Here is a 13,162-nt window from a genome sequence, read left to right as displayed (position 1 = left end):
CAGGGGCACGAGCCCCGCCACCCATCGCCCGACGGACCGGCATCGCCGGCCCGGTGGACGAGCACACCCTCAGGAGACCCGATGAGCAACCAGCTCGACCTCGCCTTCGACACCCCCGAACCCATCGACCTCTACGTCGAGAACGGTCGCGGACGGGTCGAGGTCACCGCCACCGACACCGCCGAGACGACCGTCCGCATCACCGGCGAGCGCGCCCGGGAGTTCGACGTGCGCGACCTCGACGACGGCGTCGGCACCCGTCGGATCGCGATCCTCGCGCCGAAGCGCGGCGGCGGCTTCCTCGGCAGGGACCCGCGCGCCGAGATCGTGGTCGAGGTCCCGGTCGGCAGCGGGCTCCAGACCAAGGTCGGCAGCAGCGACGTACGCACCCACGGCCGGCTCGGCGACACCCGCGTCGACAGCGGCTCCGGCGACGTCTCGCTCGACGTCGTCGAGGGTGACACCTTCGTCCAGGCCGGCTCCGGCGACCTGGCCGCCGGGCACCTCCTCGGCGAGGCGCGCCTCAAGTCCGGCTCGGGCGACGTCGTCGTACGTCGAGCCGAGTCGGCGCTGGTCGTCACGACGGGCAGCGGCGACGTCCGCGTCGAGTCGGCCCGCGGCGAGCTCGCCGTCAAGACGGGGTCCGGCGACACCCACGTCCTGTCGATGGGCGGAGAAGCCGTGGTCACCACCGGCTCGGGCGACCTGGTCGTCGCCGAGGTCGGAGCGGGCCGCCTCACGGCCAAGACCGCGAGCGGCGACGTGAGCATCGGGGTCGTGGCCGGTACGCCGGTGTGGACCGACGTCCGCACCGCGAGCGGCCGGCTCAGCTCGACCCTGCCGAGCACGGGCGAACCCGCCCCCGACCAGCCCTACCTCGAGGTCCGCGCCACCACGGCGTCGGGCGACGTCACCCTCCACCAGAGCTGAACCCCGGACCACGAGCCGGACGAGAAGGAAGGAGAACCGCCATGCACGACTCATTCACCGACATCGAGCTGATCGCACGCCACCGCATCGCCGAGCGCGTCCGCTACTCCCCCCGCGCGCCCCGCACCGAGCGCCGCTGAGCCGAGCCGCCGGCTCAGGACCTCATGGCCACGCCGCGCCGCCAATAGCCCATGAAGGCGACCTGGCTGCGGTCGAAGCCGAGCTCCTTGACCAGGTGGCGGCGCAGGCCGGTGACGACCTTCGACTCCCCGGCGATCCACGCGTAGGTACCACCGACCCCCGTCACGTCGCCGGGGACCTCCTCGCCGGAGGAGGAGTAGAACGGCGTCTCCCACAGGTCGGGGTCGACCTCCTCGGGAGCGACCTCGAGCCCGGCAGGCGCGTGGGGGATGCCGAGGTGGGCCACGACCGCGTCGTGCAGCCCGCCGCCGAGCTCGTCGCCCTCGCGGGCCAGCCACACCACCTCGACGCCCGCGGGACGACGTACGTCCTGGACGTCCGCGGCGAGCGGCACCTCGAGGAAGGCCGTCCCGGTGGCGTCGTCCGGCAGCTGCTCGAGCACGGCGCACACGGCCGGCACGGCCGTCTCGTCGCCCACCAGCAGCAGGTCCGCGCCCGGACCGGGCGTGAACTCGATGCCGCCGTAGGGGTAGCCGCGGCGTGGGGCGAGCAGCGCGATGCGGTCGCCGACCGTCGCGCGGGAGGCCCACAGCGAGCCCGGGCCGACCAGGTCGCCCTCGAGGTGGAGCACCATGTCGACGACGAGGGTGGTCCGCGCCCCCGAGCCGCGGACGTCGCGGATCGTGTACGTGCGCATGTGGCCGCGCTCCGCCGCCGGACGCTCCAGCCACGCCGAGAACCACGTGTCGTCGGCGCCCTCGGTGGAGGTGATGGCACCGGTCGCGGGGTCGGGCAGGATCAGCTTGATCCGCTGGTCCCAGCGCGGACCGTCGACGCCGAAGTCGGCGAGGGCGGGGCTGCCGAGCTCGACGCGGACGAAGGTCGGCGAGAGCCGCTCCACCGCGACCACCTCGACCTCGGTGAAGAGCATGGGCAGGACGGCCCGGTTCGAGCTGGCGGTCACGGTCATCGGGTCTCCCGGCTGGAGTGGCTGGAGTGGCTGGAGTGGCTGGACAGTTCGGTCGGGCTGGACGGGCTGGACGGGCCAGACGGTTCGGCGCGACCGGGCCGGTGACGGCCGACGGGCACGACGAGCGGCGTGTGCGAGACCGGGTCGTCGATCACCCGGTTGTCGAGGCCGAACACGGTCCGCACGACCTCCTCGGTGACGACCTCGCGCGGAGTGCCCTCGGCGACGATGCGGCCGGTGTGCAGGGCGACGAGGTGGTCGGCGTAGCGGGCGGAGAGGTTGAGGTCGTGGAGCACCATCACGATCGTGGTGCCGCGGCGGGCGTTGAGCTCGGCGAGCAGGTCGAGCATCTCCACCTGGTGGGCGACGTCGAGGTAGGTCGTGGGCTCGTCGAGCAGCAGCAGGTCGGTGCCCTGCGCGAGCGCCATCGCGATCCACACCCGCTGCCGCTGGCCGCCGGAGAGCTCGTCGACGACGCGGTCGGCGAGGCCGAGCGTGTCGGTGAGGGTGAGCGCCTCGGCCACCGCCTCGTCGTCGGCGTTGGTCCAGCGGGCGAAGGGACCGTGGTGCGGGTGCCGGCCGCGGGCCACCAGGTCGGCGACGGTGACGCCCTCGGGGGCGACCGGGTTCTGCGGGAGCAGCCCGAGCGTGCGTGCGACCTGCTTGGTGGGGAGCCGGTGGATCGCCTCGCCGTCGAGCAGCACCGACCCCGACCGGGGGCGGAGCAGCCGGGCCAGGCCGCGCAGCAGCGTCGACTTGCCGCAGGCGTTGGCCCCGACGATGACGCTGATCCGGCCGTGCGGGACCTGCAGGTCGAGGTCGTGCACGACGGCCGTGTCGGTGTAGCCGAGCGTGAGGTCGCTCGCCTCCAGCCGGGCGGGCGTGGTGGTGGCGGTGGCGGTCATGCCGCCCTCCTTCCGCGTTGTCCGGTGAGCGGGCCGCGGGCGAGCAGCCAGAGCAGGAACGGGGCGCCGAACGCGCCGGTGACGACGCCCACGGGCAGGTTGAGGTCGGCGAACGCGTAGGCGCCGGCGTAGTCGCCCGCCAGCACGATGACGGCACCGACGAGGCCGGCGGCCGGCAGCGTCGTACGACCGTGGTTGAGGGCGCGCGCGATCGGACCGGACAGGAAGGCGACGAAAGCGACGGGTCCTGCCGCGGCCACGCCGACGGCGACGAGCAGCACTCCGAGGAGCATGAGCAGGTCGGTGCGGGCGCGCCCGACGCCGAGGCCGGCGGCGGTGTCGTCGCCGAGCTCGGTCGCGCGCAGCGAGCGCGCGGCCCACGCGGTCGCCGGGAGCAGCACGGCCAGCGCGAGGGCCAGCAGGCCGATGGCCGGCCACGCGACGCCGTTGACGCTGCCGGTCAGCCAGCGCAGCACCAGCTGGACGTCCCACTCGTCGACGCGGGTGAAGACGTACTGGATGACCGACTGCATCGCGGCGGCGAGGCCGATGCCGGCGAGGACGAGGCGGAAGCCGCCGTGGTCACCGGCGACGGCGCGCACGGCGAGAGCGACGCCGAGCGCGCCGAGGATCGCGGCGGCGGAGACCGACCAGCCGGTCCAGCCGGCCAGGGCGATGCCCGAGACGGCGGCGGCGCTGGCGCCGAGGCTGACGCCGATGATGTCGGGGCTGGCGAGCGGGTTGCGCAGCGTGGTCTGGAAGATCGCGCCGCCGACGCCGAAGGCGAGACCGACGAGCACCGCCAGCACGGCTCGCGGGAGCTTGGACTCCATCACGATGTAGGTGGCGCCAGGGATCTGCTCGCCACCGAGGATGCGCACGAAGTCGGGGATGGTGACGGTGAAGTCGCCGAGCAGCACGCGCGCGGCGAAGGCGCCGACGAGGACGACGACGAGCCCGGCGACGAGGCGGCGGTGGTGGCGCAGCGGGGCGCGGCGCGCACGGCGTACGACGCCGAGGGCGTCCGGGGTGGGCGGCTCGGCGGTGACGGGGCGGTCGAGGGTCACGGTCACAACGCCCTCCCCGTGCGGCGGATCAGGGCGATGAAGACGGGGACGCCGACGACCGCGGCCATGATGCCGACCTGCACCTCCGACGGCGGCAGCACCACGCGACCAACGGTGTCGGCGACGACCACGAGCACGGCGCCGCCGAGCATCGAGAACGGCAGCAGGCGGCGGTGGTCGGGCCCGACGAGGGCGCGTACGACGTGGGGCACGACGAGGCCGACGAAGGCGATCGGCCCGGCCAGCGCGGTCGCGGTGCCGGCGAGCAGGACGATCGCGAGCGCGATCACCAGCCGGTCGCGCGTGGTCCGGCGGCCGAGGCCGCGGGCCAGGTCGTCGCCCAGGGCGAGCGTGTTGAGGCAGCGCGCGCCGGCCAGCGCCAGCAGCGCGCCGACGAGGAGGAACGGGAGGCCGGCGAGGAGCACGTCGGCGCCCCGCCCGGCGACGGTGCCGACCTGCCAGAAGCGGAAGGACTCCATGGTCCTGCGGTCGGCGAGGAGCAGGCCGGTGGTCCAGCTCGCGAGGCCCGCACTGAGGGCCGCGCCGGTGATGGCGAGCTTCATCGGGGTCGCGCCGTCGCGGCCGAGGGACGCGATGCCGTGGACCGCGGCCGCGGCCACGGCCGCGCCGAGGAAGGCCAGCGGCAGGAACTGGCCCATCGCGGTGGCGCCGAAGGTCGTCATCCCGACGACCATCGCGAAGGTGGCACCGGCGTTGACGCCGAGGATGCCCGGGTCGGCCAGCGGGTTGCGGGTCAGCCCCTGCATGAGCGCCCCCGCCAGCCCGAGGGCGGCGCCGACGGCGAGGCCGAGGACGGTGCGGTCCAGCCGGGCCTCGACCACGGCGTGCAGCGGGTGGGTGCTGTCCCACACCGCCTGCAGCGGCACGCCCCGTGCCCCCACCAGGAGGGACAGGGCGCCGGCACCGGCCAGCGCCACGACCGAGATCGCGACGCTGGCCGGCAGGGCGGGACGACGCCTCTGGCCTCCCCCCGGAGCCCGTGAGACGTCGTCCCGCGTCGGGACGAGGGCGGACATCAGCCCTCGAGCGCCTCGACCACGTGAGGCAGGAAGTCTCTCACGATGACCGGGATGGAGAGCGGCGTGGGGTTGGTGGAGGCCATCGCGGCCTGCTTGTCGGTCTCGGCATACCAGTGGCCGTCGGCGATCGCGGGGATCTGGCCGAGCAGCTTGTCGTCCTCGATCGTCTCGACGTTGTCCGGGGAGTCCACCCAGGTGATGAAGACGTCGGAGTCGAGGTCGGCCGACTGCTCCGCCGACACCGTGCCGTAGAACTCGCCCGGCTTGATCGCGTCTGCGACGGCCGGCGCGTCGACCATGCCGAAGTCGCGCAGGATCGAGACCCGCGGGTCCTCGGGGGCGTACATGCCGACCGTGGAGAGGTCGGTGGCGGCGAGGTAGCCGTAGATCAGCTCGGCCCCCTCGAGCTCGGGGTTGGCCGCGGCGGCCTCGTCGATGGCGGCCTCGGTGTCGGACGCGACCTCCTCGGCGAGCGCCGTACGACCGAGCGCCTGGCCGACCATCTCGAGCGAGGTCCGCCAGTCGGTGGTCCACGGCGCCTCGGGGTAGGCGACGACCGGGGCGATCTTGGAGAGCTTGGCGTACTCCGCGTCGGTGATGCCGGAGTTGGTGGCCAGGATCAGGTCGGGGGCGAGCTCGGCCACCTCGTCGATCGGCGCGCCGTCGGAGTCGTCGTAGCGCACGGGCGCCTCGGCGCCAGCCTCCTCGACGGCCTCGTCGAACCAGTCGGTCGAGCCGCCCTCGTTGCCGCCCCAGGTGATCTTGGTGGCGCCGACCGGGACGACACCGAGCGCGACGGCGTGGTCGTGGTCGGTCCAGCCGAGGGTGGCGACCCGGGTCGGCTCGGAGTCGATCGTGGTCTCGCCGAGCGCGTGCTCGATGGTGACGGGGAAGGCGTCGGGGTCGACGGACGTGGTGGAGGTCGGCTCCGCCGCGGCCTCCGTGCCGCTGGTGGATCCGGTGCTGCAGCCGGCGAGGGCAGCGACCAGGACGGTGGCCGCGGCGGCCTGGATCTTCAAGGGCGCGGCGAGGCTTAGCTTCATCAGGACTCCGGGTGCTCGGTAAGGCAACACTAACTAAGGGAAGCCTAACCACACTTGGTCCGAATTAGGCAACGCGGGTGTGCCTTAATCCGCGATGCGGACCCGTGGACGCCTCAGATCGGCGTGCGGTGGAACCCCTGGAAGGACCGGCTGGGGGTCGGGCCGCGCTGGCCCTGGTAGCGGGAGCCGTACTTCTCGGAGCCGTAGGGGTGCTCGCTCGGCGAGGAGAGCCGGAAGAAGCAGAACTGGCCGATCTTCATCCCGGGGTAGAGCTTGATCGGCAGCGTCGCGACGTTGGCCAGCTCGAGGGTGACGTGGCCGGAGAAGCCGGGGTCCACGAACCCCGCCGTGGCGTGCGTGAGCAGGCCCAGCCGCCCCAGCGACGACTTCCCCTCCACCCGCGCGGCGACGTCGTCGGGCAGGGACACGACCTCGTACGTCGACCCGAGCACGAACTCGCCCGGGTGCAGGATGAACGGCTCGTCGCCCTCGGGCTCGACCTCGCGCGTCAGCTCGGACTGGTCGGCGGCGGGGTCGATGTGGGGGTAGCGGTGGTTCTCGAAGACGCGGAAGAACCGGTCGAGGCGCACGTCGATGCTGGAGGGCTGCATCATCGTGGGGTCCCACGGATCGAGGGCGATCCGGCCGGCGTCGATCTCAGCGGTGATGTCGCGATCGGAGAGCAGCACCCGCCGACCCTAGCGCTCGGGCCCGGTGGTCGAGGAGGGACGAAGTCCCGTCACGAGACCGCCTTGCGACAATGGTTCGGTGACCTTCCACCGCTACGTCGCCCTGGGCGACTCCTTCACCGAGGGCGTCGGAGACCCCGACCCCGCACGCCCCAACGGACTGCGCGGCTGGGCCGACCGCGTCGCCGAGGTGCTCGCCGAGCAGACCGACGACTTCGGCTACGCCAACCTCGCCATCCGCGGCCGCAAGCTCGGCGCGATCGTCGCCGAGCAGGTCGACGCCGCCGTCGCGCTCGAACCCGACCTGGTCACCATCCACGGCGGCGGCAACGACGTGCTGCGCCCGCGCGTCGACATCGACGCCCTCGCCAGGACGTACGACGACGCCATCGCGCGGCTGCGCGCCACCGGTGCGCACGTGGTCATGTTCACCATCTTCGACCCGGGCGCCGGCGGCATCTACGGCCCGATGCGCGGCCGGATGGCGATCTTCAACGAGTGGGTCCGCGAGATCGCCGACCGGCACGGCGCCACCGTGGTCGACATGTGGCGGATGCGCGACATCGAGATCCCCGGCGTGATGGACACCGACCGGATGCACCTCAACAGCTCCGGCCACACCCACATGGCCCACGCCGTCCTCGAGGCCATCGGCGTCGAGCACGGCCTCGAGCCCGTGACCGTGGGCCCGCTCCCTGTCCTCGGGCGCCGCGAGACCTGGGCCGCCAATGCCCAGTGGACGCGCGAGTTCCTCGTGCCGTGGGTGCACCGCCGGCTCACCGGGCGCTCCTCCGGCGACACCGTCACGCCGAAGCATCCCGCCCTCTCGCGGGTCGGCACGAGGGTCGGCTAGCCCCATCCGGTATCGTTCGGCCCGCCGTCTCCGGACGGCATGCGGATGTAGCTCAGTTGGTAGAGCGCGACCTTCCCAAGGTCGATGTCGCGAGTTCGAATCTCGTCATCCGCTCCAGCTTTCCTCACCTATCGCGCGCGCCGAGCGGTGAGCCACGCGGCTTCTGCGCCGCCAGAACCCGCCTCACGCACCGCCCCCGCCCGTGTTGTCGTACGGCGGTGAGTCACGCGGATTCTGCGCCGCCAGAACCCGCCTCACGCACCGCCCCCGCCCGTGTTGTCGTACGAGCGGTGTGCCACGCGGCTTCTGGGCCGCCAGAACCCGCCTCACGCACCGCCCCCGCCCGTGTTGTCGTACGAGCGGTGTGCCACGCGGCTTCTGGGCCGTCAGAACCCGCCTCACGCACCGCTCGACCACCGTGCGGATCCCCGGTTGGGGCAGGAGTGAGACTTGCGACTTCTGGGGCTGAAGAGGACAGTGAGGCGGTCGTTGTTCTCGGCTCGAAGGTCTTCCCCCATGCCCGCACTTCCCCGCCCGACGCTCCGCAAGGTCGCCCACCGCATCGCCGACGAGGACGCCTCGCGCCCGCTGTGGCGCCACCCCGCCACCATCGCCGCCGCGGCGCTCGCCCTGACGCTCGGAGCCGTCCCGCTCCTCCCCGACGGCGACCGGGCCGACCGCGGCGAGATCGCCCCGGCCGCCGAGACGACCGGAGCGCCCGGAGCGCCCGGAGCCTCGGGACGCAACGCGCTGACGCCGGCGATGCGCGCCGAGATCGAGCGCGTGCTCGCCGAGGGCGCCACCCTCGACCGGGCCGAGGGGCGTACGGCGCTCGCGCGGGCGTCGGTGCGCTGCGCCACCTTCGAGGGGCAGCGCTACTGCCTCGGGTTCGGCTGGACCAACCAGTCGGAGGAGGCACTCGCCGCCCGGCTCGAGACCCGGCCGACGGCTCGCACCACCGAGCGCACCGGTGACCTCGACGCCGACGGGCTGCTGGCCCGCGCCCAGTCGCGTACGTCGACCGCCCGCACCGAGGCCGAGCGCACGGAGCTGACCATGGCGGCCCGCGCGGTCGGCAAGGTCTGGATGCTGCGCCACGAGATCCAGGGCGTGCCGCTGCCCGACGGCTTCGCCGAGCGGCACCCGGAGGTGAGCGCGGGCGTCGACGCGCGCGGCGGCTTCGGCGGGTCGTACCCGACGAAGTCCAAGATCCTCAGCAGCAAGGTGGCCCAGGCCCAGAACCAGACCTACTGGTGCGGTCCGGCCACGATGCAGGCCATCGGCTGGGGCTCGCAGGGCAAGCGGAAGAACCAGTCCTACTGGGCCCGCCGCCTCGGCACCACCAGCGCCGGCACGGCGATCACCGACATGGTGCGGGTGGTCAACAACAAGACGGACTACGACGACGAGACCCACGCCGGCCCCTACGTCGTGCTCGACATCAGCGACTTCACCTTCAAGCAGTGGTACCGCCTGATGATGCGCCACGTGCACGACTACCAGGCGCCGGTCGTGCTGCACCCGAACCTGCACAAGCAGTACTACCCCTACCTCGACGACGACGCGAGCGGTCACTTCCAGGTCGGCCGCGGCTTCGACCAGAACCCGGGCGGCAACCCTCAGCTCGGCTGGTTCGAGCCGTGGGACCAGTCCAGGTTCGACCCCAGCGAGCCGGCGATCGTCCGCGTGCAGTGGCGCAACGCCTACCGGTCCTTCCGGGCCAACCTCGACCACTTCCAGCACAACGTCGGGGTCTGACGTGCGCGTCCGTACGCCGGCCGCGCTGGTGCTGCTGGTCGCACTGGCCGGCTGCGCGGGGACCGACGAGGCCGACCCGGCGCCCTCGAGCGCGCCGGACCGGCCGTCCGGGGAGGCTGGCCTCCCCACGGGCGGGCCGGTCGACGACCCGGTCGCGGCCGAGCCGGCGACCGCCCTGCTGGACTGGCAGGACACGGCCGTCGAGGCCGGCACCCGCTACGTCAAGGGGCCCGAGTGGGAGGCGCTGGGCGACGAGGGCGACACCCTCGTCGAGCTGGCCCGCGACGGCGACGCCGCGACCGTCCGTGCCGGCGGAGGACGCACGATCTCCGAGGTCCTGATGAGCGAGTCGTGGGCCGTCGTCGTCCGCCAGGACAAGGCCGAGACGGCTCCCAGCGAGGTGGCCGTCGTCGACCTCGCCACCGGGGAGACGGGCGCGGTCACCACGCCCCCGGCGGCGAGCGGCGGCTCGTGGGCCCTCACCGACGGCGACCTCTACTACCCGACCTACGGCGACGGCGGGGCCTACTGCCTGGCCACCGCGGCGCTCGCCGACAGCAACGGCGAGGACGGCTGGTGCGCCCCGGACCGCAGCGGCTTCTCCGGCCTCACCGCCAGCGAGCACGGCGTCGGCATCATGACCTTCGACGACGCCCGCCCCGTGGCCTGCCGCACCGTCAACCTGCTCGACGCCAGCGGCGTGCCGCAACCGGTCGACGGGCCCGAGGACTGCACGGCCTGGGACGTCGCCGCGACCGCTGACGGCGCCGTGTGGTCGGAGGTGCCGAAGCCGCGCCGGCAGGAGGAGGCCCGCTTCCACGCCGCGGCGGACAGCACCTACTTCGACCTTGGCCCCGGCACCACCGGGACCGCCGTCCCCTGCGGCGGCTCGGTCTTCTTCGTCCGCGACCCGCAGGGCCCCGACGAGCCGGCCCGGCTGATGCGCTGGACGCCCGAGCGCACGCTGGAGGTCGCCTACGAGTCCCCCTCCACCGGCAACGCCTTCCTCGGCGAGCCGGTCTGCGGCGGCGGCGTGCTGACGCTGACGTCGTACGGCGAGCAGGGCGACGAGCACGTCTGGGCTAACGTCGGCTGACGTGAGCTTCACCGGATTCCCCGTCGCCGCGCTCGACTTCTACGACGACCTCGAGATGGACAACACCAAGTCGTTCTGGGAGTCCCACAAGCACGTCTGGAAGGAGTCGGTCGAGGCGCCGATGAAGGCGCTGATGGCCGCGCTCGAGCCGGAGTTCGGCCCGGCGAAGGTGTTCCGGCCCTACCGCGATGTCAGGTTCGCCAAGGACAAGACGCCCTACAAGACCCACCAGGGCGCGTTCGTCGCGGCCGGGCCGCGGACCGGCTGGTACTTCGAGATCTCCCCGCGCGGCACGCGCGTCGGCGCCGGCTTCTACGACGCCGACGGACCGACGCTGGCCGCGATCCGCGAGGCGATGGCCGACGGGAAGACCGGCCCGGCGCTCGACCGGCTGCTGAGGAAGCTCGAGAAGGACGGCTTCGAGGTGGGCGGCGAGCAGCTGAAGACGTCACCGCGCGGCTACGACGTCGACCACCCCCGCATCCACCTGCTGCGCCGCAAGCAGCTCTTCGTGGGCCGCTCCTACGGCTTTGAGTCCGACGCGATCGACGCCGGGCTCGTCGACCGGGTCCGTGAGGACTGGCGGGCGCTGCGACCGCTGGTCGACTGGGTCGCCGCGGTCCGGGTCGACTGACGCCTCTGCCCGAAGGGTCAGGCGTACCAGGCGTCGCTCGTCGCCAGGGCCTGCATCTCGGCCATCGTGAGCACCGGCTCGCTCGCGACGACCTCGCCCTGCTTCTCGTCGGTGCTGTTCCGAGCGATCACGCTGATCTGCCACCCGTCGTACGTCCCCAGGGTCAGCGAACGCTCGAGGAAGTTCGCGGGGACGCCGGCGCCACCAGCGGGACGCGACTCCTCGCGCAGCAGACGCGACCCGTCAGGCATGGTCGTGCAGTCGATCTCGGGCGCCGGCTCGCAGACGACGCTCGGCGCCAGCGGCTCTCCGCCGTCCTGCACGACGAGCGGGCTGTTGTACCAGCGGATGGTGAACGAGACCTGTGCCCCGTCGACGATCGCGACGAACGTGCGCTGGTGGTCCTCACCGGATGCGTCCACCTCGAGGTGCCGCACCGCTGAGGCCCCCGTGGCCGAGCTGAGGGCCTGCTCCATCTTGGCCACCGTCACCAGCGGCCGCAGCTCGTCGGCCGACGGAGGCCGATCGGGGTCGGGTGTCGGGCTGGGCGAGACGGACGCGGTGGGCTCGGTCGCGACGTCGCCCGACGTGCTGTCGGGGTCGCCGAGGTGGGGTACGACGGCCGCCAGCGTGCCGATGACGCCGATCACGGCCAGCGAGGCGACCGCCGTACCGATCCGGGCGCGGCGCTGCCGGGAGCGGCCGCGGGTGATGCCGCCGCTGACGAGGCGGTCGACGTCGGGGGTGAGGCCGTCACTGGCACGGCGGAGGAGCTCGGTGACGCCGGTGTCTTCGGTGGGCATGGGATCTCCTAGATCTCGAGCAGGTCTCGGAGGGACGGGCCCAGCACGGCACGGAGTCGCTCGAGGGCGCGGAGCGTCCGGTTGCGCACGGCTCCCGGACTGACCCCGAGGGCGTCCGCGGTGTCGGCGACCGACACGTCCTCGAGGTAGCGGAGCACCAGGACCGCGCGGTCCATCGGTGCCAGCTGCGCGAGCGCGTCGCGGAGGGCGAGCGAGGTGGCGGCGTCCCCACCCTGCTCGATCCGCTCCGGCAACGACTCGGTCGGCGTCTCGTGGTTGCTGCGACGGCGCTGGGCGCTGATGTAGGCGCGCGTCAGCGTCGTGTGGGCGTACGCGACCGGGTGCTCGATCGGTCCGCCCAGGCGGCGGTGCCACCGGACGTAGACCTTGGCCAGCGTCTCCTGGACGAGGTCCTCTGCCCGGTGCGCGTCGCCGCACATCAGCCACGCGGCGCGATAGAGCTGAGGTGTCCGCGCGACCGCGAACTCCTCGAAATCCTCCTGCGTGCGGGGCATGTCTCTCCCTGGTTGGTTCGGCGTCACCGGGTGAGACGCACGGGAGCATCGTGACGTCACACCATCGTGGGGACGATCTCGCCCGACCTGCGGAGTTCGGCTCACGGTGACGCGGCGTTCACGCCGGGTTGGGGCGCGCGGACGAGGCTCGCGCCATGGCGAAGAGACTGTTCCTCCTCCACCTCGGACCCGACCCGGTGGACACGCCCTCGATGACCGAGGCGCTGGCGGTCGGCGGCGTCTCGGTCCCCGCCGTCGACGCCGACGTCCTCGCGCACGCGGAGGTCGAGCTCCTGCGCTCGCACAAGGCCGCGGGCCTCCGACGCAAGGACGTCGAGGGCGCGTGGGCACGGGTGTGCCGGCGGGCGCGGAAGACGGGGACGGACTGCTTCGTGAGCATGCCCGGGTGGTCGGCGGCGACGCCGGACCAGGCCGCGCTGGCGCTCGACGGCCTCGTCGCGGACTTCCGCGTCGTGCTCGTGGCGACCAGCGGCTTCGCCGAGCCGCCGCGCAGCTGGATGTCGCTGGCGAAGGAGGGTCGCTCGCACGTCCTGCCCGCCCGCCTCGGCGACGAGCAGCTCGCCGAGCAGGTCGCGCGGATCGCGCTCATGGAGGAGGAGGCCCGCCTCGACCGGCGCCTCGCCAAGGTGTCGCGGCGACGGCGCCTGCTCGACCGCAGGCCCGCCGCCTGATCGACCGCCCGGTCAGCCGCCGGTCG

14 protein-coding genes and 1 tRNA gene are annotated in these 13,162 nt (G+C 73.2%); 7 read left to right on the top strand and 8 right to left on the bottom strand.

Annotated elements, in window-relative coordinates; translation table 11 throughout:
• The first annotated feature begins 81 nt into the window (after positions 1-81).
• The gene (locus NCI01_RS02810) at positions 82-930 is read left to right on the top strand and encodes a DUF4097 family beta strand repeat-containing protein (RefSeq protein WP_254179944.1); all 849 of its coding nucleotides are present in this window, start codon (positions 82-84) and stop codon (positions 928-930) included.
• Positions 931-1,084: 154 nt separating this feature from the next.
• On the opposite strand, the gene NCI01_RS02805 is transcribed toward NCI01_RS02810, so the two are convergent.
• From NCI01_RS02805 to dcd, 6 genes are all read right to left on the bottom strand, one after another.
• Positions 1,085-2,035, bottom strand: coding sequence for a siderophore-interacting protein (locus NCI01_RS02805; RefSeq protein WP_254179943.1), 951 nt, complete (start codon positions 2,033-2,035; stop codon positions 1,085-1,087).
• Positions 2,036-2,037: 2 nt separating this feature from the next.
• A complete protein-coding gene (locus NCI01_RS02800) occupies positions 2,038-2,946 on the bottom strand; it encodes an ABC transporter ATP-binding protein (protein WP_254179942.1) in 909 nt (302 codons plus the stop codon).
• Positions 2,943-4,019, bottom strand: a complete 1,077-nt coding sequence (locus NCI01_RS02795; RefSeq protein WP_254179941.1) for a FecCD family ABC transporter permease — start codon at positions 4,017-4,019, stop codon at positions 2,943-2,945. The genes NCI01_RS02800 and NCI01_RS02795 overlap by 4 nt, the downstream gene beginning before the upstream one ends.
• Positions 4,016-5,050: a FecCD family ABC transporter permease gene (locus tag NCI01_RS02790; protein WP_254179940.1), complete on the bottom strand. Its 1,035-nt coding sequence runs from the start codon at positions 5,048-5,050 to the stop codon at positions 4,016-4,018. Before NCI01_RS02790 ends, NCI01_RS02795 begins: the two co-directional genes overlap by 4 nt.
• On the bottom strand, positions 5,050-6,096 hold the full coding sequence (locus NCI01_RS02785) for an ABC transporter substrate-binding protein (protein ID WP_254179939.1): 1,047 nt from the start codon (positions 6,094-6,096) through the stop codon (positions 5,050-5,052). Before NCI01_RS02785 ends, NCI01_RS02790 begins: the two co-directional genes overlap by 1 nt.
• Positions 6,097-6,209: 113 nt before the next feature.
• Positions 6,210-6,785, bottom strand: coding sequence for a dCTP deaminase (dcd, locus tag NCI01_RS02780; protein WP_254179938.1), 576 nt, complete (start codon positions 6,783-6,785; stop codon positions 6,210-6,212).
• A gap of 79 nt (positions 6,786-6,864) precedes the next feature.
• On the opposite strand from dcd, the gene NCI01_RS02775 reads away from it, so the two are divergent.
• The 5 genes from NCI01_RS02775 (at position 6,865) to NCI01_RS02755 (ending at position 11,126) form a co-directional block, all read left to right on the top strand.
• Positions 6,865-7,638 (top strand): SGNH/GDSL hydrolase family protein, encoded by a 774-nt coding sequence (locus NCI01_RS02775; RefSeq protein ID WP_254179937.1) that lies wholly within the window; start codon positions 6,865-6,867, stop codon positions 7,636-7,638.
• A 41-nt stretch (positions 7,639-7,679) separates the two neighbouring features.
• Positions 7,680-7,755, top strand: a tRNA-Gly gene (locus NCI01_RS02770).
• Between the two features lie 399 nt (positions 7,756-8,154).
• Positions 8,155-9,396 carry a C39 family peptidase gene (locus NCI01_RS02765; protein ID WP_254179936.1) on the top strand — a complete coding sequence of 414 codons (1,242 nt, stop codon included), beginning with the start codon at positions 8,155-8,157 and terminating at the stop codon, positions 9,394-9,396.
• A gap of 1 nt (position 9,397) precedes the next feature.
• A complete protein-coding gene (locus NCI01_RS02760) occupies positions 9,398-10,492 on the top strand; it encodes a hypothetical protein (protein ID WP_254179935.1) in 1,095 nt (364 codons plus the stop codon).
• A gap of 1 nt (position 10,493) precedes the next feature.
• On the top strand, positions 10,494-11,126 hold the full coding sequence (locus NCI01_RS02755; RefSeq protein ID WP_254179934.1) for a DUF2461 domain-containing protein: 633 nt from the start codon (positions 10,494-10,496) through the stop codon (positions 11,124-11,126).
• Between the two features lie 17 nt (positions 11,127-11,143).
• Here NCI01_RS02755 and NCI01_RS02750 read toward each other — a convergent pair whose 3' ends face one another.
• Both NCI01_RS02750 and NCI01_RS02745 read right to left on the bottom strand, forming a co-directional pair.
• Complete coding sequence (locus tag NCI01_RS02750; RefSeq protein ID WP_254179933.1) at positions 11,144-11,929, bottom strand: hypothetical protein; 786 nt, start codon at positions 11,927-11,929, stop codon at positions 11,144-11,146.
• An 8-nt stretch (positions 11,930-11,937) separates the two neighbouring features.
• Entirely contained in the window at positions 11,938-12,444 is a 507-nt protein-coding gene (locus NCI01_RS02745) for a SigE family RNA polymerase sigma factor (protein WP_254179932.1), read from the bottom strand.
• Between the two features lie 155 nt (positions 12,445-12,599).
• On the opposite strand from NCI01_RS02745, the gene NCI01_RS02740 reads away from it, so the two are divergent.
• Positions 12,600-13,136, top strand: coding sequence for a hypothetical protein (locus NCI01_RS02740; RefSeq protein ID WP_254179931.1), 537 nt, complete (start codon positions 12,600-12,602; stop codon positions 13,134-13,136).
• The last annotated feature ends 26 nt before the right edge of the window (positions 13,137-13,162 follow it).

The sequence above is a fragment of the Nocardioides pinisoli genome (genome assembly GCF_024199985.1).
GTDB classification, from domain to species: Bacteria; Actinomycetota; Actinomycetes; order Propionibacteriales; family Nocardioidaceae; genus Nocardioides; species Nocardioides pinisoli.
Note: the sequence above shows the minus strand (reverse complement) of the source record. Positions and strands in the feature narration are given on the sequence as shown.